This window comes from Streptomyces fractus (genome assembly GCF_049844455.1).
Lineage (GTDB): Bacteria > Actinomycetota > Actinomycetes > Streptomycetales > Streptomycetaceae > Streptomyces > Streptomyces fractus.
In genome coordinates, this window is record NZ_JBMYHI010000002.1 from 226,815 (window position 1) to 245,823 (window position 19,009).

General features: G+C 71.7%; 18 protein-coding genes and 1 pseudogene. 11 read left to right on the top strand and 8 right to left on the bottom strand.

What is annotated here, in order from left to right:
* Position 1: 1 nt before the first annotated feature.
* Positions 2-787 (bottom strand): SAM-dependent methyltransferase, encoded by a 786-nt coding sequence (locus tag ACP4E5_RS03100; protein WP_425825134.1) that lies wholly within the window; start codon positions 785-787, stop codon positions 2-4.
* Between the two features lie 192 nt (positions 788-979).
* Between ACP4E5_RS03100 and ACP4E5_RS03105 the strand changes: the two genes are divergently transcribed.
* From ACP4E5_RS03105 to ACP4E5_RS03115, 3 genes are all read left to right on the top strand, one after another.
* Positions 980-1,447: a cupin domain-containing protein gene (locus ACP4E5_RS03105; RefSeq protein ID WP_425825135.1), complete on the top strand. Its 468-nt coding sequence runs from the start codon at positions 980-982 to the stop codon at positions 1,445-1,447.
* A gap of 138 nt (positions 1,448-1,585) precedes the next feature.
* Complete coding sequence (locus ACP4E5_RS03110; RefSeq protein WP_425825136.1) at positions 1,586-4,093, top strand: MGH1-like glycoside hydrolase domain-containing protein; 2,508 nt, start codon at positions 1,586-1,588, stop codon at positions 4,091-4,093.
* Positions 4,094-4,130: 37 nt separating this feature from the next.
* On the top strand, positions 4,131-6,152 hold the full coding sequence (locus tag ACP4E5_RS03115) for a glycoside hydrolase family 30 protein (RefSeq protein ID WP_425825137.1): 2,022 nt from the start codon (positions 4,131-4,133) through the stop codon (positions 6,150-6,152).
* On the opposite strand, the gene ACP4E5_RS03120 is transcribed toward ACP4E5_RS03115, so the two are convergent.
* Positions 6,149-7,105 (bottom strand): D-2-hydroxyacid dehydrogenase family protein, encoded by a 957-nt coding sequence (locus ACP4E5_RS03120; RefSeq protein WP_425825138.1) that lies wholly within the window; start codon positions 7,103-7,105, stop codon positions 6,149-6,151. The genes ACP4E5_RS03115 and ACP4E5_RS03120 overlap by 4 nt on opposite strands.
* 205 nt (positions 7,106-7,310) lie before the next feature.
* On the opposite strand from ACP4E5_RS03120, the pseudogene ACP4E5_RS03125 reads away from it, so the two are divergent.
* Positions 7,311-8,168: pseudogene (locus ACP4E5_RS03125) on the top strand (glycoside hydrolase family 16 protein); the annotation flags it as partial.
* Positions 8,169-8,268: 100 nt separating this feature from the next.
* Here the strand turns inward: ACP4E5_RS03125 and ACP4E5_RS03130 are convergent.
* Both ACP4E5_RS03130 and ACP4E5_RS03135 read right to left on the bottom strand, forming a co-directional pair.
* On the bottom strand, positions 8,269-8,961 hold the full coding sequence (locus tag ACP4E5_RS03130; protein ID WP_425825139.1) for a ribonuclease H family protein: 693 nt from the start codon (positions 8,959-8,961) through the stop codon (positions 8,269-8,271).
* A 6-nt stretch (positions 8,962-8,967) separates the two neighbouring features.
* Complete coding sequence (locus tag ACP4E5_RS03135; protein WP_425825140.1) at positions 8,968-9,363, bottom strand: nitroreductase/quinone reductase family protein; 396 nt, start codon at positions 9,361-9,363, stop codon at positions 8,968-8,970.
* Positions 9,364-9,865: 502 nt separating this feature from the next.
* Between ACP4E5_RS03135 and ACP4E5_RS03140 the strand changes: the two genes are divergently transcribed.
* Both ACP4E5_RS03140 and ACP4E5_RS03145 read left to right on the top strand, forming a co-directional pair.
* Positions 9,866-10,360 carry a GNAT family N-acetyltransferase gene (locus tag ACP4E5_RS03140; protein ID WP_425825141.1) on the top strand — a complete coding sequence of 165 codons (495 nt, stop codon included), beginning with the start codon at positions 9,866-9,868 and terminating at the stop codon, positions 10,358-10,360.
* A gap of 34 nt (positions 10,361-10,394) precedes the next feature.
* Complete coding sequence (locus tag ACP4E5_RS03145; RefSeq protein WP_425825142.1) at positions 10,395-11,222, top strand: endo alpha-1,4 polygalactosaminidase; 828 nt, start codon at positions 10,395-10,397, stop codon at positions 11,220-11,222.
* Between the two features lie 12 nt (positions 11,223-11,234).
* On the opposite strand, the gene ACP4E5_RS03150 is transcribed toward ACP4E5_RS03145, so the two are convergent.
* Positions 11,235-11,561, bottom strand: a complete 327-nt coding sequence (locus ACP4E5_RS03150; protein ID WP_425825143.1) for a hypothetical protein — start codon at positions 11,559-11,561, stop codon at positions 11,235-11,237.
* A gap of 1,368 nt (positions 11,562-12,929) precedes the next feature.
* Here ACP4E5_RS03150 and ACP4E5_RS03155 point away from each other — a divergent pair.
* Positions 12,930-13,466 (top strand): hypothetical protein, encoded by a 537-nt coding sequence (locus ACP4E5_RS03155; protein WP_425825144.1) that lies wholly within the window; start codon positions 12,930-12,932, stop codon positions 13,464-13,466.
* 18 nt (positions 13,467-13,484) lie between these two features.
* Here the strand turns inward: ACP4E5_RS03155 and ACP4E5_RS03160 are convergent, their stop codons facing one another.
* Complete coding sequence (locus tag ACP4E5_RS03160) at positions 13,485-14,852, bottom strand: LCP family protein (RefSeq protein WP_425825145.1); 1,368 nt, start codon at positions 14,850-14,852, stop codon at positions 13,485-13,487.
* A 154-nt stretch (positions 14,853-15,006) separates the two neighbouring features.
* The gene (locus ACP4E5_RS03165; RefSeq protein ID WP_425825146.1) at positions 15,007-15,948 is read right to left on the bottom strand and encodes an SDR family oxidoreductase; all 942 of its coding nucleotides are present in this window, start codon (positions 15,946-15,948) and stop codon (positions 15,007-15,009) included.
* Positions 15,949-16,135: 187 nt separating this feature from the next.
* On the opposite strand from ACP4E5_RS03165, the gene ACP4E5_RS03170 reads away from it, so the two are divergent.
* Together ACP4E5_RS03170 and ACP4E5_RS03175 are read left to right on the top strand one after the other, a co-directional pair.
* Positions 16,136-16,702 (top strand): rhodanese-like domain-containing protein, encoded by a 567-nt coding sequence (locus ACP4E5_RS03170; RefSeq protein ID WP_425825147.1) that lies wholly within the window; start codon positions 16,136-16,138, stop codon positions 16,700-16,702.
* On the top strand, positions 16,699-16,971 hold the full coding sequence (locus ACP4E5_RS03175; RefSeq protein ID WP_425825148.1) for a metal-sensitive transcriptional regulator: 273 nt from the start codon (positions 16,699-16,701) through the stop codon (positions 16,969-16,971). Before ACP4E5_RS03170 ends, ACP4E5_RS03175 begins: the two co-directional genes overlap by 4 nt.
* A gap of 98 nt (positions 16,972-17,069) precedes the next feature.
* Here the strand turns inward: ACP4E5_RS03175 and ACP4E5_RS03180 are convergent, their stop codons facing one another.
* The gene (locus ACP4E5_RS03180; protein WP_425825149.1) at positions 17,070-17,726 is read right to left on the bottom strand and encodes a maleylpyruvate isomerase N-terminal domain-containing protein; all 657 of its coding nucleotides are present in this window, start codon (positions 17,724-17,726) and stop codon (positions 17,070-17,072) included.
* Positions 17,727-17,823: 97 nt separating this feature from the next.
* Here ACP4E5_RS03180 and ACP4E5_RS03185 point away from each other — a divergent pair, with 97 nt between their 5' ends.
* Both ACP4E5_RS03185 and ACP4E5_RS03190 read left to right on the top strand, forming a co-directional pair.
* Positions 17,824-18,330 carry a GNAT family N-acetyltransferase gene (locus tag ACP4E5_RS03185; RefSeq protein ID WP_425825150.1) on the top strand — a complete coding sequence of 169 codons (507 nt, stop codon included), beginning with the start codon at positions 17,824-17,826 and terminating at the stop codon, positions 18,328-18,330.
* Positions 18,331-18,514: 184 nt separating this feature from the next.
* Positions 18,515-18,982, top strand: coding sequence for a pyridoxamine 5'-phosphate oxidase family protein (locus ACP4E5_RS03190; RefSeq protein ID WP_425825151.1), 468 nt, complete (start codon positions 18,515-18,517; stop codon positions 18,980-18,982).
* Positions 18,983-19,009 lie beyond the last annotated feature (27 nt).

The window sequence follows — 19,009 nt, forward strand, 5'->3', positions numbered from 1 at the left end:
CTCAGGAGACCCGGGCGACGCCCGCGTAAATGCCGGACGGCTCAGGTGCGGGGGCGGGCGAGTCGCGGAACCATTCGGTGGCGGTCACCAGGCCAGGCTCCACGAGGTCGAGTCCCTTGAAGAAGCGCGCCACCCCGTCGTGCGTACGGAAGCCCAGCTGGATACCGGCCTTCGTGTACTGCGCCACGACCTTCTCGACGAGGTCGGGGAAGATGTCGCTAGAAGCGTTGGACAGCACCAGGTGGCTGCCGGGCGGCAGCTCGGACACGAGCCGGGAGACGATGCCGTACGCCTCCTCGTCGTCCGGGATGAAGTGCATCAGCGCGATCAGCGACAGGGCGATGGGCCGGTCGAAGTCCAGGACGGTGCGGGCGTGTTCGAGGATGGCGGACGGTTCGCGGACATCGCCCTCGATGTAGTCGGTGGCCCCCTCGGGGCTGCTGACGAGCAGCGCCTGCGCGTGCCGCAGCACGATCGGGTCGTTGTCGGTGTAGACGACCTTGGCCGCCGGGACGACCCGCTGCACGATCTGGTGCAGGTTCGGCGCGGTCGGGATGCCGGTGCCGATGTCCAGGTACTGGTCGATGCCCTGGCCCGCGAGCCAGGCGACGGCCCGGTGCATGAACTCCCGGTTCTGCCGCGCCGCGTCCCGCGCCTCTGGCGGAAGTTGCGCACCGACGGCCTCGTCGACGGGGTAGTTGTCCTTCCCGCCGAGCAGCCAGTCGTAGACCCGTGCGGGGTGTGCCTGGCTGGTGTCGATACGGGGCCGGGGAGCGGATGCCGTCATGAGGACTCTCCAACGTCGCTGAGCGGTCGGGCCGATGCGTGTGACCTGCCCGCAGTCTTTCATGTCAACTCCCGGCATTCACCACGCAGTTGCAGGTCACGGCGGGTGTGCGGGCGACCGCGCACGGTACGCACGCCGTCACGCGTCCGCCTACCCTTGACCACCCCATCATGATTCCCCCGAGGAGGCACCATGCGCGACTGGCGGTCCGAGCTCGACCTGGAGCCGCACGGCGAGGGCGGCTACTTCCGCCGCGTCTACACGAGCCCCCACGAACTGTCGACGCCGCACGGCCCCCGCCCCTCGGCGTCGTCGATCTACTACCTTCTCGACGAGCGGCAGCCCAGCGGCCTGCTGCACCGCAACCGCAGCGACATCCTGCATTTCCTGATCGACGGCGGCCCCCTGGAGTACGTGACCGTGGACCCGACCGGCTCCCTGCGGCGCACCACCCTCGGCCCGGACGACGAGCGCTTCCTGCTGGTGCCGGGCGGCCACTGGAAGGCCTCACGCCTCCTGGGCGACGCCCGCCATGGCCTGGTGGCGGAGGTCGTCACCCCGGGCTTCGACTACACGGACCACGAGTTCGCGACGCGCGAGGTACTGGACGAGTTCCCGCAACTCGCCGACGAGCTGCGCGAGTTCGTCACCGTGTCTTGACACCTACGGCGTGCGCTTCTTAGCGTCCGCCTAGGCATGGCCGACATGTCGAGCCACGTTCGAAATACCGAACCATCCGGCATACCGCACCGCACCCGCCCCGTACGGAAAGGCCACCTCTTCATGCCGCACCCCCGGATGCCCAGACGTCACTTCCTCGCCACGGTCGGAGCCGCCTCACTCGGCGCTCCGGCCGTTTCTCTTGCCGCGGCCCCCGCCTCCGCCGCCGCGGCGCCGCACACCGCCACCACCCCGGACCCGCTCCCGTACCCCACCCTGCACCGCCCGTTCGCCATGCCCGGCGCCAAGGACCAGGACTGGACCGGCGCCCTGTTCGTCGGCGAGGGCGAGGCCCGGTTCGCGCTGCGCGTCGGGCTGCTCACCGCGCAGGGCAAACTGCTGCGCGAGAAGCTGACCAACTACCTGTGGCGCATCGGCCCGATGGCTCCGGACGGCGCGTTCCAGCAGGTGCGCGTGAGCACGGACGACCGTACGGTCATGCCCGCACACCTCGACGCCCTGCGCGAGGTGATCGCGCACCCCGACCAGTGGGAGGCGAGCGCGGTCACCGACGCGACCGCGAAACTCCCGCAGTTGGAGGCGAAGTACGAGCAGACCCAGCGCGACAGGCGTGAGATACGTGTGCGGTACGCGCGCACCGCCGACGGCGGCGGGCTGATCGGCGCCGTCACCGCCCTCGACGACGACACCACCATCGTCCTCGAACTGGGCACGCCCTGGGGCGAGTCGGCCACCTTCGCGCTCGAAGGGCACGACCTCACGGGCAGCGCGCCCGGCGTCCTCGACACGCACCGCACCGGCCACATCCGCCTGTCCCCCACCGAACCCGCGGACACGGCCGGTTGTTACGCCTCGCTCGCGGACCTGACGACGGTCGCCACGGGCGGCAGCGCCACGCAGGGGACGACGATGGGCGCGCTAGTGTACCACCTCACCAAGGGGCAGACCGTCACCTTCGCCGCCCAAGTGGGAGACGGACCGCAGGACTTGGACGCCCCGGAGGCGCACGAGGTCGAGCGGGCGCTGACGGCCGCCGCCTCGCACGTGACCGACGACGGACTGACCGGCTCGGGTCCCGTGGGCCGCGCGGCGGACGCCGTGCGCAACGCCCTGTCCCTGAACACCAATTACGACCGCGACCACCAGCGCAACTTCGTGCTGTGGGGCTGGGGCGGCGGTGGCGGCCTGTTCACCGGCTGGGACTCAGCGTTCGACGCCGTCGAGGCCGCCCTCGTCAGCCGTCCGCTCGCGCTCCAGCACGAGACCGACATCTTCGACGCGCCGGCCCCGCCCAACCAGGTCCCCCTCACCGGCCCGCGCTACGACCAGCAGCACTCCGGCCCGATGCACGCGTACGCCGTGTGGCGCCTGTACACCAAGTTCGGCGACCGCACCGTCCTGGAGAAGGCGTACCCGCACCTGGTCACCTTCTACGACCTCCTGCCCGAGTGGGACACCGACAAGGACGGCCTGCTGGAGACCCCGTACTTCGGTGACCGGATCGGCGGCCGCGGCAACCACCTCGGCCTCGACGACAGCCCCATATACGCCGATTACCACCGCGTACCCAAGCAGGGCGGCAGCGGCGACAAGCGCGACAACACCGACCTCACCGACGTGGCCCTCAACTCGTACTACGCGCAGTTCGCCGAGACACTCGCGAAGATGGCCCGAGTGCTGGGCAAGAACACGGACTCCACCCGGTTCGCCGAGCGGCACGCGAGCGTCAAGCGACTGCTCAACGAGCGGCTGTGGCACGCCGAGAAGGGCCTGTACCTCAGCCGGTACCTCGACGGCACCTGGAACGAGGTCGTCACACCGACCGTCTTCTACCCGCTGTTCGCGGGCATCGCCACCGAGGACCGGGCCCGCACCCTCATCGAGGACCACCTGCTGAACCCCGAGGAGTTCTGGGGCGACTACGTGATCCCCTCCGTCGCCCGCAACGACCCCACGTACTGCTCCGGCGGCCCGGTGCACCCGGAGTCCGAACACTTCAAGTTCTTCGACCGCTACGGCGAGGACACCGCGCCCGAGCAGTGGAAGGGCGCGTGCTGGCCGCCGATGAACTTCACCGTGTACGACGGGATCAAACGCTACGGCTATGACAACGTTGCCGGACAGTTCGCCGCCCGCTCCACCGCCATGTACCTCGACGCGTGGGACAAGGAGAACTGGTTCCCCGAGTCCTTCGACCCGGAGCCCGGCCAGTCCGTCATGGACTCCGCCGTGGACACCGCCTGGCGCACCTACTCGTGGTCCAACGCGATGCCGGCGCAGGGCCTGCACGAGCTGCTCTCCGACAACCCGTGGGACGGCGACCCCTCAGCCCTCATGTTCGGCTCGCTGTCCCTGCCGGGCACCAACACCCTCGCCAACGTGGAGCTGCGCGGACACACGTACGCGGTCTCCGCGGGTCCGCACCGCACCACGCTCGCGCGCGACGGCAGGACCGTCTTCCGGGCGACCGGCGCCCGCGTGGCGGTCCGCGGCTTCGTGCTGACCAAGAGCGGCGCCGCGTTCGACATCAACGCCGACGGCCCGGCCCGCGTCGAGGTGTTCCCCGCGGGCGGCAGGGCCCGGGGCCGGAACGTCCCGGCCGGACGCACCCGCGTCACGCTCTGAGCACCACGTCAACTCCCGCCCCGAGCAAGGGATTTCCATGCCCAGATCTCAAAGACGGACGCCTCGACGTACGCGCTGGGCGCGCGCACTGTGCGCGCTCGCCGTCTCCTGCCTGGCCCTCGTCGCCCCGACAGCCGGCGCACATGCCGACTCCGCGTCGTCCGCCGTGCAGCACATCACCGTGGACGCCGACGGCACCGGCCGCACCTTCGACGGGATCGGTGCCATCAGCGGTGGCGGCGGCACATCACGCCTCCTCGTCGACTACCCCGAGCCGGAACGCAGCCGGATCCTCGACTACCTCTTCAAGCCCGGTTACGGCGCCTCCCTCCAGATCCTCAAGGTGGAGATCGGCGCGGACACCAACTCCAGCAACGGCGCCGAGCCCAGCCACATGCGCACCCGCGACAAGGTCGACTGCAACCGCGGCTACGAGTGGTGGCTGATGAAGGAGGCCCTCAAGCGCAACCCCGACATGCGTTTCTACGGCCTCGAATGGGGCGCGCCCAGCTGGTTCGACGGCGGCTTCTGGTCCGACGACAACGTCGACTACCTGATGCGGTGGCTGGGCTGCGCGAACACGCACGGCCTCGACATCGACTACCTCGGCGGCTGGAACGAGAAGGGCTGGGACGCCGCCTGGTACGGAAAGCTGAAGGCCGCCCTGGTCGCGCACGGCCACAAGGACGTGAAGGTCGTCGCCGCGGACAGCGCGGGCTGGCAGGTCGCCACGGACATGAAGAACGACCCTGCCTTCGACGCGGCGACCGATGTCGTCGGCATCCACTACCCGTGCTCTGCCGTGCACTGCTCCTCGTCGCAGGACGCGCTGAGCCTCGACAAGCCGCTGTTCGCGAGCGAGTCGGGCTGGAACAACTACCTGACCGGGGCGAGCCGCCTCGCCGCCGAGATGAACCACGAGTACGTGGACTCCCGCATCACGGCGTTCATCAACTGGCCCGCCGCGTACGCCTGGTACCCGACCGTGCAGATGCAGGGCAGCGGTCTGCTCCAGGCCAACGAGCCGTGGACCGGCCACTACGACCTCGGTCCGACGCTGTGGACGATCGCGCAGACCGCCCAGTTCACGCATCCGGGCTGGCGCTATGTCGACTCGGCGAGCGGCTACCTCGACGGGGGCGGCACCTATGTGACGCTGCGCTCGCCCGGTGACCGGCCCGCGTACACGACGGTGTTCGAGACGACGGGCGCCACGTCCCCGCAGCAGGTGGACCTCGCCGCCACAGGACGGCTGCCGCACGGCGCACTGCACCGCTGGACGACGACCGTGGAGTCGAAGAATCCGGCCGACTGGTTCGTGCGCGGCGCCAATGTCCCGACGAACGCCACCGGCGGGCACGACGTGACACTCCCGCCGGGCACGGTCACGACGCTGACGACGATGCCCGGCGGCAAGGGCGACGCGGCGGGACGGGCCCCGGCAGCGGGCACCCAGTCGCTGCCCTACCGCGAGGACTTCGACGGCTACGCGACGGATGCCACGCCGCGCTATCTCTCCGACATGGAGGGCGCGTTCCAGGTGGCGCCCTGTGCCGCGGGCGGCAGCGGGAAGTGTCTGCGGCAGACCATCACGAAGAAGCCGACCCAGTGGTCCCGGGTGCCGAGCCCCCTCACCCTCGTCGGCGACGCCCGGTGGTCCGACTACACCGTCTCCGCGAAGACCCGCATCGACCACAGTGGAACGGCGTCGCTGCTGGGCCGGGTCGTGAACCAGGTCAACAACGTGGGTCCGGGCAAGGTCAACACCTGGCAGGGCTACTACCTGGACCTGGCGGACTCCGGCACGTGGACGCTCAAGGTCCTCGCACCGGACAAGACCACCCATGTCCTCGCCACGGGCAGCCTGCCTTCGGGCGCGGCGGACTCCTGGCACCGCCTCCGGCTCGGGTTCGCCGGTGACGAGATCACCGCGACGATCGACGGGACGCAGGTCGCCCACGTCACCGACGACTCGTACGACCACGGTCAGGTCGGCCTGGGCCTCGACTCGTACACCACCTCCGAGTTCGACGACCTGGAGGTGACGCCCGCACGCTAGCCGAGCGTGCGCACGGGACTGCCCGCCAGGTACGCCTCGATGTCCTCGACGGCGCCCTGGAAGAAGCCCTCGTAGTTGCGGCGCGTGACGTAACCGAGGTGGGGCAGGCCGAGGAAGTTCGGGGCGCCGCGCAGGGGGTGGTCGGCCGGGAGGGGTTCGGCGTCGAAGACGTCGCTGCCCGCCCCGGCGATCCACCCCTCGCGCAGCGCCCGCAACAGCGCCCCCTGGTCGACGATCGCGGCGCGCGAGGTGTTGACCAGGTAGGCGGTGCGGCGCATGCGGCGCAGTTCGTCGGCGCCGAGCAGGGCGCGGGTGCGGTCGCCCAGGACGAGGTGGACGGAGACGAAGTCGCTGGTGTCGAGGAGTTCTTCCTTCGACGCGGCGAGGGTGGCGCCCGCCTCGGCCGCCCGCTCGGCCGTGAGGTTCTGGCTCCACGCCGTGACGTCCATGCCGAAGGCGGCGCCGACGCGTGCGACGCGCGCGCCGATCTTGCCGAGGCCGAGGAGGCCGAGCCGGCGGCCGTGCAGGTCGGCCCCGAGGGTGGACTGCCAGGGGCCGCCGTCGCGCAGGTTCGCGCCCTCGGTGAGGACACCGCGGGCGAGGCCCAGAATCAGGGCCCAGGTGAGCTCGACGGGCGGTTCGGGGTTGCTCGCGGTGCCGCAGACCGTGACGCCGCGCGCGGCGGCCGCGTCGAGGTCGATGGACGCGTTGCGCATGCCCGACGTGACGAGGAGCCGCAGCTTGGGCAGGCGCGCGATCAACTCGGCGGGGAACGGGGTGCGTTCACGCATCACGACGACGATCTCGCAGTCGCCGAGCAGCGAGACGAGCTCGTCGTGCGTGTCGACATGCCGATTCAGGTACGTGACGTCGACTCGGCCCGACAGGCGGTCCCAGTCGGCCAGTTCACGGGCGACGCCCTGGTGGTCGTCGAGTACGGCACATCGCAACATGCTCACATCACTCCCGGTTCGAAGATCGTCCGGAAACCTTATCGGGGAGCCTTGGTACGGACTTTCGCGCGTTCCCTTGACGCCCCTTCACCCCACCCCTTAAATCAACTCTTGAACAGAGCACATCAAGCGCAGCTCTCTTGCCTTCACTTTCTGGCGTGCCGCGGGACGGCACGACCCCCTACCCGAAGTGATGTGATGCCCCATGCGCAGTTCTCTCCGCCCGTTGAGCCGCAGACTCCCGCTGGGTGCGGCGGCGCTGCTGTGCGTCGCCGCGGCGTTCGTGCCCACGGCGAACGCCGCCGATACCGACGGCGACGCGCACACCTCGGCGGTCACCTTCTCCGACGACTTCGACGGACCCGCGGGCTCGGCGGTCGACGGCGCGAAGTGGCAGACCGAGACCGGAGACAACGTCAACAACCACGAACGGCAGTGGTACACGGCGGGCAACAACAATGCCGCGCTCGACGGCCAGGGCAATCTGGTCATCACCGCCCGCAAGGAGAATCCCGCCAACTACCAGTGCTGGTACGGCTCGTGCCAGTACACCTCGGCGCGCCTCAACACGTCGGGCAAGTTCGAGACGACGCACGGCCATGTCGAGGCCCGGATGAAGATCCCGCGCGGGCAGGGCATGTGGCCCGCGTTCTGGATGCTGGGCAGTGACATCGGCTCGGCCGGCTGGCCCAACTGCGGCGAGATCGACGTCATGGAGAACGTGGGCTTCGAACCGTCCACGGTCCACGGCACCATCCACGGCCCCGGCTACTCGGGTTCGGGCGGGATCGGCGCGGCCGACACGCTGCCAGGCGGCCAGGCCTTCGCGGACGCCTTCCACACGTTCGCCGTGGACTGGACGCCCAACAAGATCACCTGGTCGGTGGACGGAACGGTGTACCAGACCCGTACGCCCGCCGACGTCGGCGGCAACCAGTGGGTGTTCGAGAAGCCGTTCTTCCTGATCCTGAACCTCGCCGTGGGCGGGGACTGGCCGGGCGACCCGGACGCCGGCACGCAGTTCCCGCAGCAGCTGGTGGTGGACTACGTGCGGGTGAGCACGTGAGTACGTACGCGTGAGTGCAGACACCTGAGTACGTAGAGGTGTGACGAGGGGCCCGGCGCCGTAATGCGCGCGCCGGGCCCCTCTCTGTCGGTTGCGGTCAGGCCGACGTGCGGCACTCCGGGTGCCCCCAGCCGTCGGGGTTCTTGGCGATGTCCTCCCCCGCGGCGTACGAGCGGCCGCAGCGGCAGCGGCCCGGGAACTTCGCCTTGAGGGTGCGCGAGGAGGAGCCGGAGGAGGCGCGCTTGGCGGGCGCCGACTTCGCGCGCGGCGGCTTGGCCGAGGACGGGGCCGACGGCGGCGGCTCGGGAGAGCCGAGCGCGCTGCCCGCGTCCTGCTGCGCGACGGCGGCCTGGCTGGCGGCGCGGTCCGCGAAGTCGTTGAGCGGGTCGCCGTCGACCTGGTGCGCGGGCACGTACTTGAACTCGACCGCGCGGCCCTCGAGCAGTGCGTCGATCCGCTGCACCAACTCCTGGTTGGCGACGGGCTTGCCCGCCGCGGTCTTCCAGCCCTTGCGCTTCCAGCCGGGCAGCCACGTGGTGACCGCCTTCATCGCGTACTGCGAGTCCATCCGCACCTCTAGGGGTACGTCCGCCGCGATCGTGCTCAACAGCCGTTCCAGGGCGGTGAGTTCGGCGACGTTGTTCGTCGCGGTGCCGAGCGCGCCGGCCTCCCACTGCACGGGCTTCTCGTCACCGTCGGCGACGACCCAGGCCCACGCCGCGGGTCCGGGATTTCCTTTGGACGCGCCGTCACACGCGGCGATCACACGTTCTGCCATGCCCCCGATCATGCCAGGTCAGTCCTTGAGGTCGACGCGTACGGTCAGCAGGTCGACGCCGAGGCCGCGGACCGCGGCGCTGTTGAGGCGCGGCAGGACCTGGAGGCGGGCGCGGGCGTCGTCCTCGGGCAGCAGGTGCGCGGTGCCGGTGTGCCACTTCCCGCGCAGGCGGACGCGGACCCGGGGGTCGGCCTGGATGTTGCGCACGTACTGGGACTTGAACCCGAACTCCGAGACGAGCCAGAAGGCGCTGCCGACGCGCCGGCCGCCGACCGGGGTGCGGCGCGCGAGACCCGACGTGCGCCCGGTCGTCTCCAGGAGGACCTGGGTCGGCAGGCGCCGGGTCACGGGGTTGGCGATGTGGCGCTGGAACGTGGTGACGAGCCGGTGCTTGGTCTCGTGGAAGCGCGTCATGGGCGCACTCTAGGGCCTGTCTTCAAACTCCCGTCGTCGCCCGCAGGGCGGCGTCGCGGCGTCTGGTGCGTGCGATCGCAAGGCGCCGGGAAGTCCTAGTAGCGGAGCTACTCGGGCTTTTCGGCAACGCCGCGAGCGTGCGTGCCAGGCGTCGCGACGCAGACGGGAGTTTGAAGACAGGCCCTAGACCGGGCGCGGGCGGCGGAAGACGAGGAAGCCCCGACCGTGACGGGGGACCACGGCCGGGGCGGCTTGGAGTGGGACACGGATGGCGGTCGCCTCTCGGCGGGGGGCTCCGCAGGGCTTCAGCCGAACGATCTTCCCTGCGGGCGATAGGTAGGGCCCGGGGACACTGTTCCATCCGTGCCCACATGTGAGTCAACGGACCGGGTAGCAGGGTTGTTCCCGGCGGCGCCCGGGCGAGTCGTGAGGTACGTCACGACTGGTACCGCTTGGTGACTGCTTGATCCGCCCTCCGTGAACCCTGCCGAAAGGAACGCCGATGCCCGAGCTGCGCGCCGCCCGCGAGGACGACCACCCCGTGCTCGTACGACGTGTCCAGGAGTGGTGGGGCGACTCGCGCACGCCGCAGGAGGCGCGCGAGCTGTCGCTGCTGCTCCCCCGCCTGTTCCTCCAGTTCTTCGCGGGCACCAGCCTGGTGGCACAGGACGCTTCGGGTGTGCGGGCGTTCCTGGTGGGCCTGTACGCCGCGGATGACGACACCTCCGCGTACATCCACTTCGTGGGGGTCGATCCTGCGCTGCGCGGCTCGGGTGTCGGGCGCGGGCTGTACGAGGAGTTCTTCCGGCGGGCGGCGCGGGCCGGCCGGAGGGACGTGCGGGCGGTCACCTCGCCGGGGAACACCGGGTCCATCGCCTTCCACCGGGCGCTGGGGTTCGTGGTGGAGCCGGGTGACCGGGAGGTGGGCGGGGTCGCGGTCCGCACGGACTACGACGGTCCGGAGCAGCATCGGGTGTGTTTCCGGCGCCCGTTGTGAGTGACGGCCGGGTCGCTCGTTCTAGGCTGCGACGATGATCTTCCGCCCGGCTTCCCGACGTCTGTCGGCTCTGTGCCTCGCCCTGACCGCGTCGATCGCGCTGTCCGCCTGCTCATCACCCGGCTCCGGGGGCGACTCGCCGCGCGTCCAACAGCCAACGCCGGACGCCCAGTTCGACTACCAGATCGGCGGCGCGTACAAGCCGCCCGCTGGGGTGCGGGCCGTCTCGCGGGACCGCGGCGACGCACCCGCCCGTGGGCTCTACAACGTCTGCTACGTCAACGCCTTCCAGGCCCAGCCCGACGCGTTGAAGTGGTGGCGGGTCCACCACGACGACCTGCTGCTGCGCGGCGACGACGGGAAGCTGGTCGTCGACGAGGACTGGCACGAGCCGCTGTTCGACATCTCCACGAAGACGAAGCGGGCGCGTCTGGCGAACATCGTGGGCGGCTGGATCCGAGGGTGCGCCGACGACGGGTACCAGGCCGTCGAGCCGGACAACCTCGACTCCTACGAGCGCTCCGACGGACTGCTCGACGCATCCGACGCGGTCGCGTTCGCGCAGCTCGTCGCGGACCGGGCGCACGGGGCCGGGCTCGCCGTCGGGCAGAAGAACGCGGCGGAACTCCTGCCGGAGCGCCGCGAGATCGGGTTCGACTTCGCGGTGACGGAGGAGTGCCAGGTCCACGACGAGTGCCGGGGGTACGCGTCGGCGTACGACGACCGGGTCTTCGCCGTGGAGTACCGCGAGGCCGACTTCAAACGGGCGTGCCGCGCGTGGGGCGACCGGTTGTCGATCGTGCTGCGCGACATGGACGTACGGCCCGCGGGCACGAAGGGGTATGTGCGGCGGGCCTGTTGAGCGGCGGCGGGGTCAGGGCTTCCGGGGCTGGGCGCTCAGCGCGTCGAGTCGACGCTTGATCGCGTCGAGGGCGCCGGGGCGCCGGCCCGGCACCTGTTCCCGCAGGGCGATCAGACCGGCGGCGTGTCCGCGGGCCCGGTCCGGGTCGCTGACTTGCTCGAACTGGTGGTGGGCACGGTCGACGGCCGCCTCCACGTCCTCGTCGGATGGCGTCTCGCCGCGCGCGATCCGGGCGTGCGCCACGGCGATCCACAACTCACAGCTGCGTCCCGGCTCGTCGGCAAGCCGCGCGAGGTCGGCCCGCACCTCCATCCAGTGCACCACCTGAGAGGACCGCATCCCATACACCCGCAACGCCTCCCCCTCCCACGCGGCAGCGATCGACGCGGCCTCCCCATGCCGCCCCGCCTGCACGGCAGCGAGCAGGAGAGCGTGCGGGTCGGGTTCCCCGGCACCCACTGGGGCGGGAACCACGGGCGCGGTGGTGGGCATCGGCGGGACGGCGGGCACGGATGCCGGGACCGACGGCGCGCGGGGCGCGGCAACCGGCCCCTTGGCGAGCTGGACGGCGGCGGCCGGTACCGAGGCGGGTGCGGGGGACGCCGCTGGTGCAGAGGCCGCCGCCGGTGCGGGGACCGTTACCGGTGCGGAGGCCGCCGGGGCGGGGGCCGTTGCCGGCGCAGGGAGCGCCGCCGGCGCGGAGGCTGCTGCTGACGCGGGTGCCGTTGCCGACGCGGAGGCCGTGGTCTGAGCAGGGGCCTGGGTCGGGCGTGAGCCCGAAGTCGATGCGCGGTCCGGTGCGGGCGCCGAGCCAGGGCTCGGGGCCGGCACCGAGGCGGGGGCCGTGGTCTGAGCAGGGGCCTGGGTCGGGCGTGAGCCCGAAGTCGATGCCCGGTCCGGTGCGGGCGCCGAGACAGGGCTCGGAGCGGGCATCGCCACAGGGGCTGAAGCTGGGCCGTGTACGGGGTCCGGAGCGGACGCCGGGTGCGCGGCTGATTGCGCGACCGATATCGGAGTCGAAGCCGAGACGGGAGCGGCTCCACCACTCTCGGCCGCACCGTCTCCCGAGCCCTCGGACGGACCCGCATCAGCGACCCGGCCTGAGCCCGTTCCCGTAGCGGCGGCTGAGGCCGAGGCTGGAACCGAACCTACGGCCCGGCCCGAGTCCGCTCCCACACCGGCAGCCAGAGACGAAGACCGAACCGAACCCACGGTCCGGGCCGACACTGCCCCGGCATCGGCGGCCGGGGTCACGGACGGAACCGGCACGGGCCCCGACCCCGCTCCCCCGCCAGAAGCCGACGCCCCGGGCGGGCCCGCAAACGGAGCCGGAGCCGAAGGGGCCGTCCCAGTTGACGCGCCCGGCGCCGCCGCGGCGAGCGCGGCCGTGGGCTCCGACTCGGCCGGGTGCCCCGTGAGAGCGGGCTCAGCCGGTTCCGGGGTGAATGACACGTGGCCCGTCCCCGCCACAGGCACGGGTTCGCCCGCGTGACCGGCACCCGCCACAGGCGTCGGCACGTGGCCCGATCCCAATGACACGAACAGCGCGTCCGGCGGGCCCGCGTGGGATGCCGCCGTTTCGTGGAGGGCGGGTGGGGTGGGGCGGGCTCCCGTGCGCCAGATGTCCGCGTAGGCGCGGAGGTACGTGGGGGTGAGGGTGGTGCGGCGGGGTGGCGGCGGCAGCACCCGGCCGAAGACACTCGTGCCGTGGCCGAGGCCGAGGCCGCTCACGCCGACCTGCTTCCAGGCCTCCGCGTCGGCGACGAGGTCGAGCACGACGGTCGTGGTGTGCGGGCGGCGCAGGGTGAGTTCGCCGGTGAGCCAGTGCCAGGGAAGCCCCGTGTAACGCAGCGTCGAAGGCGTGGTACGGGCAAGGGCCAGGTGCAACAGGCGCTGGCGGTGGTCGAGATGGAGCTGACCCGCGATGTACAGGTGGAGCGGCCCGGGCTGCGCGGTGGCCGTGCGAAGGCGGGTGAGAACGGCCTGCGGGTCGAGCGGGTCGGCGAGTTCGACGACGGACGCCGCCGCCGTGCCGGCGAGCACGCTCGGCGGGACCGCCGCGAGCGTGGGCAGCACGGAGACCGCGTCGATGAGGCCCGCCCTGCCGGCGGGGGCGGCCGCGAGGAGCAGCGCCGTCCCCGGCTCGGTGGATTGTGCCTCGTTGTTGCCTTGCGCGTTGATCACCACAGCAGAACCGTAACCGGAACACGGAGCGTCGCGCTGCCGTCACGGAACCCCAAGTGACCCCGCAGCGGTCGGTTTTCAGCCCTTTTTGCCCGAAGGGTGCCCGCAGCGCAGCCGGTCCCCGGTGACCGGCGCCCCCTCCACCATGCTCCGGTCGTACGTCACTTGCGTCACACCGCGATCGTCACCGCCCACGGCGACGCGGAAGACCGGACCGAATCCGGCCACGGCCCGCAGCTTCGCGCCGGGTAGCGCGGCCGCCAGGGAGGGCGCGAAGCGGGCGCGTTCGGGATCGTAGGTGACGACGGTGGGCCCGCTCGGGCGGCTGCTCGGCGCGGGCACCTCGGTCACGTCGAAGCCGCTCTCGCGCAGCCCGTCGGCGACGCGCGGGTCGTCGACCGACACCTTGGTCTCCTTGGGCGGCATGCCGACCGGGACCGGGCCGCCGGACTTCCGCGTGGACGTGAGCGGCCGGTCCGCGCGCAGCGCCCCGAACATCCGCTTCGCCCGCTTGTCGTCCCACAGCAGCGACGAGCCCCACGTGGGGTCCCGGTAGTCGAAGTTCGAGATGGGCACGGTGGCGAACTCCGTCTGCCGTGGCGTGAGATCGCGCAGCTTCCAGGCCAGGGACACCAGCGTGCGCACGTCCGTGTGGCCGTCGGTGCGTACGTGCTTCATGAGTGTGCGGGCCGTACGGGCCGTCGCCATCGGGTCCTTGAAGACGTTCGCGTCGGTGAGCCGTGCCAACATGCCGAGCAGCAGCTTCTGTTGGCGGCGCACCCGCCCGAGGTCGCCAGGCGGGTTGACGTGCCGGGCGCGGACGTAGCGCAGGGCGTGCCTGCCGTCGATGTCGTGGGTCCCCGCGGCGAGGTCGAGCCCCGAGTTCTCGTCCCGCAGGGGTGTGTCGCTGCACACCTCGGCGCCACCCAGGTCGTCGACGGCGGCCACGAACTGGCGGAAGTCGGTCTCCATGTAGTGGTCGATACGCAGGCCGGTGGCGCGCTCGACGGTCCGCACGGTCAGGTCCCGGCCCCCGTGGGCGTACGCCCCGTTGATCTTTCCGCTGTGTGCGGGGTGGTCGTGCCGGGCGAAGCGGACGAAGGAGTCACGAGGCAGGGACACGACGCTGACCCGGCGGCCGTCGGCGGCGATGTGCACGACCATGAGCACGTCGGTGCAGCCGCACTGCTGGCCGCCGACGTGCAGCCGCTGGATCTCCTCGCGGGACATCCCGCTGCGACGGTCGAGCCCCGCGACGAGCAGGTTCGTGCCCCTGCCCTTGCCCACGCCCTGACCGGACCCCGCGCCGGACCCGTGGCCGGCGGCGGGGGCGGATCTCCCCTCCGCCGCTCCGGCCCCGGCGGGCGCGGCGCCCGCGAGCGTGGTGATCAGCAGGGCGGCCGCGGCCACCGCGTTGCGGCGGCGGTGACGGTGCTGGGGGGCCATGGAGTACCTCCGTCGAGCGGATGTCGGTGGGTGTGCGACCTGACCCCTTTACCCCACATCACCCAACTCGTCCCAGCCCGCCACGCCTGATTCACCGTCATGTACGCATGGTGAACTCGCCCGTCGGAACCAGCGGACCCCATCGCGCCGCGTGTCAGCGGTACCCCGTGACGTCGGCCGGCTTGCCCGCGTCCTGCACCTCGACGAGGTAGCGCCAGGCGTCGGGCCTGCTGCCGTCGAGGTCGGTGAATCCGTAGATCTGGGCGAGGCCGCCGCTGGACTGGGACGTCGCGTTGAACCGGGCGACGTCCGGGTCGGCGGCGAGCGCGGCGACGGCGCGGCCCGTGTAGCGGGGTGTCTCGGAGATGGCGAAGTGCGGCTGGACCCGCACCGCGTCCTGCCAGTTCTCCTCCGTGACGTCGAAGTGGCCGAGCATGATCTCCGAGCGCATCCAGCCAGGAGTGAGGGCGACGGCGGTGGCGCCGCGCGAACCGAGTTCGTGGCCGAGGGCGAACGCCATGCGCAGCACGGAGTTCTTCGCCAGGTCGTAGAAGAACGACACCCGATAGTTCGCGCTGTTGTACTCGGCCGTGCCGTCGGTGACCTCGACGACCAGGCCGCCGGGGTTGCGCAGCAGCAGCGGCAGCGCGAAGTGACTCGTGATGGCGTGCGTCTCGATGGAGAGCCGGTGCAGCTTGAGCCCGTTGTCCAGGTCGTGCTCCCAGACCGGCTTATCCCATGCGAAGAGGTTCTCGCCGCCCCAGATGTCGTTGACGAGGATGTCCAGGCGGCCCTGTTCGCGGTCGATGCGCTCGACCAGGGCGCGCACCTGGTCCTGTTCGAGGTGGTCGGTGGGGACGGCGATGCCGTGACCGCCCGCCGCGGTGACGAGGTCCGCGGTGTCCTCGATGGTCTCGGGGCGGTCGTACTCGGAGCGGCGGGCGCGGGTGCTGCGGCCGGTGACGTAGACCGTGGCGCCGGCCGCGCCGAGTTCGACGGCGATGCCGCGGCCCGCGCCGCGGGTGGCTCCCGCGACCAGGGCGACCTTGCCGCGCAGGGGTTGTTCGTCCGTCGCCGGGTGGGCGTTGTCAGGCATGAGGTCGTCTCCCGTTGTTTCCAGGTGTCCCGCATCGCTGCCGTGTGGCTCGCTCTCACGAGCATGTCCCGGAAACCCGACATCCTCTGTCCTGCTTTCGGTGGGACTTTGCCGGCCATCGGGTCACCGGGCCGCCGGGGTACGCGGTGATACCCTCGGGGGTATACCAGTGAGACAGGAGAGAGACATGAGCACCACCCTCGCCCCCGCCGAGCTGCACGGCAGGGCCGCCGACGACACCCTCGTCCTCGATGTGCGCGCGCCCGCCGAGTACGCGTCGGGGCACGTGCCCGGCGCCCTCAATGTGCCCGCCGAGCTCATCGACGACCTGCTGCCCGACCTGCGTGACGCGGCCGGGCGCCGCCGGATCGTCGTCGTGTGCGCGGCCGGGCAGCGCTCCGCCGCGGCCTGCGAGAAGCTCGCGGAGGCGGGCGTCGAAGCCGTCGGCCTTGAGGGTGGCACGCGGGCCTGGAGCGCCGAGGGACTGCCGGTCGACACCGCGGCCCGCCCCGAGCGTGCCGTCTGGGCGATGGACCGCCAGGTCCGCTTCACCGCCGGTTCGCTGGTTCTGCTCGGCCTCGCGCTCGGCCGTCGCGCCCCGAAGGGCCGACTGCTCGCCGCGGGAATCGCCTCCGGCCTCGTCTACTCCGGCGTGAGCAACACGTGCGGCATGGCGGCGATGCTCGGCAAGCTTCCGTTCAACCGGCCGGCGCCGGGCGTGCTCGACACCGCCCGAGCCGCCCTGCGCTCATGAGCGGCACGGGCAACCCGGAGGCGATGGACGCCGTCCTGAAGCGGCTTCGCCGCGCGCAGGGGCAGCTCACCGGCGTCATCGCGATGATCGAGGCGGGCCGCGACTGCAAGGACGTGGTCACCCAACTCGCTGCCGTTTCGCGCGCGTTGGACCGGGCCGGCTTCAAGATCATCGCCTCCGGCATGCGGGACTGCATGAACGCGGCGGACGGCGAACAGCCGCCGCTCAGCGAGGAGGAGCTGGAGAAGCTCTTCCTGTCGCTGGCGTGACGGAACCCTCGGACGCGGCGGGCGCGGCGGGTTCAGGACTCGGCCCCGATGGCGGACCCGGTGGGGTGCCGCTCTGTCGCTCTGTCGCTCTGTCGCACTCAGCCGATCACGAGCGGCAACTTCCCCGCCAGTGCACCGAGTTCACCGCTCTCCCGCTCCGCCGCAGGCCGGCGCCCCGTTCCGACGAGCAGCACGTCCGTGTCGCTCCACGACGCGGGGAACGCGGCGCCGGCGATCCCCTCCAGGAGCGCCCGCGACCGGGCGAGACCCTCCGCTGGCGGCCCCGGCACGTCCGGGAGATGGGCGATCAGGTCGAGGTGGTGCAGCGTCCACTCCAGGACGTACGCGGTGAGGTAGTCGCCCACCGTGAGAACCTGTCCCTGCGTGCCCACGCGCGCGTGCGGGTCGGCGAGCCCGGCGGCGCGCCCCGCCGCGGACCCCACGTCGTCGAGGTGGAACGTGAGCAGCGCCGGGTCCTGGTAGGCGGCGGCGAGGCGGACGGTCAGCGCGTCGAGCGGGTCGTCCCCCGTCGGCGGCTCGCTCGCCACGTTCCAGTACGTCACCGCGTCGACCGTCGGTTCCGTCGACTCGGGGGTGACCAGGGTGATCAGCACGTCCTGCGCGTCGATGACCAGGTGGCACACCAGGTCGCGCACCAACCAGCCGGTGCAGCCGGAGGGCTGTTCGAAGGCCCGCTCGGGAAGGCCGGCGACCGCCGCGCGCAGCGCGGCCCATGAGCGCGAGAAGTGATCCACGGCGGCACGCTAATCGGGGCGGGGATGCCGGACAAGCGTATGCGGGGTGTGTGGTTCGATGCCCTCGACGGGACCGGTGGCGAGACGGGTGTGCGGCGTGAGCGGGGATACGTGTGTCAGGGCGCGGCGGAGCGGTGATCTGGCCGCCTGCGTCGAGGCCCTGCGCGCCGTGCATCACGCGGACGGCTATCCGACCAACTGGCCGAAGGATCCGGTGGGTTGGCTCGCGGGTGGGGACATCGTGGGCGCGTGGGTCGGATGCCTCGACGAGCGCGTCGCCGGGCACGTCCTGCTGACGCCGCCCACCCCGGACGACGTGGCACCCACCCTCGTCCCCGCGGGCACGTCCGTCGCCGTCGTGGGGCGACTGTTCGTGGCGCCGTCCGCGCGCGGCCACCGGCTCGGCGCGGCGCTCCTGAACCGGGCCGCGCGCGAGGCCCGTCGGCACGGCGCCCTCGCAGTGCTCGACGTCGTCGCCACCGACTCCTCGGCGATCGCACTGTACGAACGGCTCGGCTGGCGGTTCCTCGCGGAGGGCCAACAGGCGTGGGGTCCGGACGAGTTGGTCACCGTACGGTGCTACTCGGCACCCACCGAGGGCTGACCACCGGAGTCCGGGCGCTGCGCCACGCGGCGAGGGTTCCGATCGGCTCGGTCCCGTCCCCGTGCGGCTGAGCCGCAGCCGTGCCTCTCGCACCGCGTCGTCGAGATCGGCCATCTGTCGCGTTCCTCCGTGATGTCATGTCATCGCAGTGCGCCAACCCGTAGTGGCCGTAAAGGAGAATCGCATGTCGCAGGCAGCGCCCGCCCGTTCGGCGAAGCAGCGCAAGCAGGACACTCTCGACCGCCTGGAGCGGGAGGTCGACGCGTGGGTCGCGACGGCCGGGCCCGAGGACGGTGCGCCGTACATGATGCCGCTGTCGTTCCTGTGGCGGGACGACTGCGTGTACGTGTCGACGCGGGCCACCAATCCGGTGGCCCGCAACCTCGTGGCGAGCGGCCTGGTGCACCTCGGCGTCGGGCCGACGCGGGACGTCGTGCACATCGCCGGGCGCTGCGAGGCGCTGCGGGCCGACGAGGTCTCGCCGGAGTTCGGGGACGCGTTCGCGGCGGCGGCCGGGTTCGATCCGCGCGCGGCCGACGGTCCGTACCTGTACTTCCGTATCCACCCCGTACGCATCCAGGCCTGGCGCGAGGCGAACGAGCTGGCGGGCCGTGACCTGATGCGGGACGGGGTGTGGGTGGACGCCGAGTGATACGACGTGTGCCCCCGCCGCGCTTAT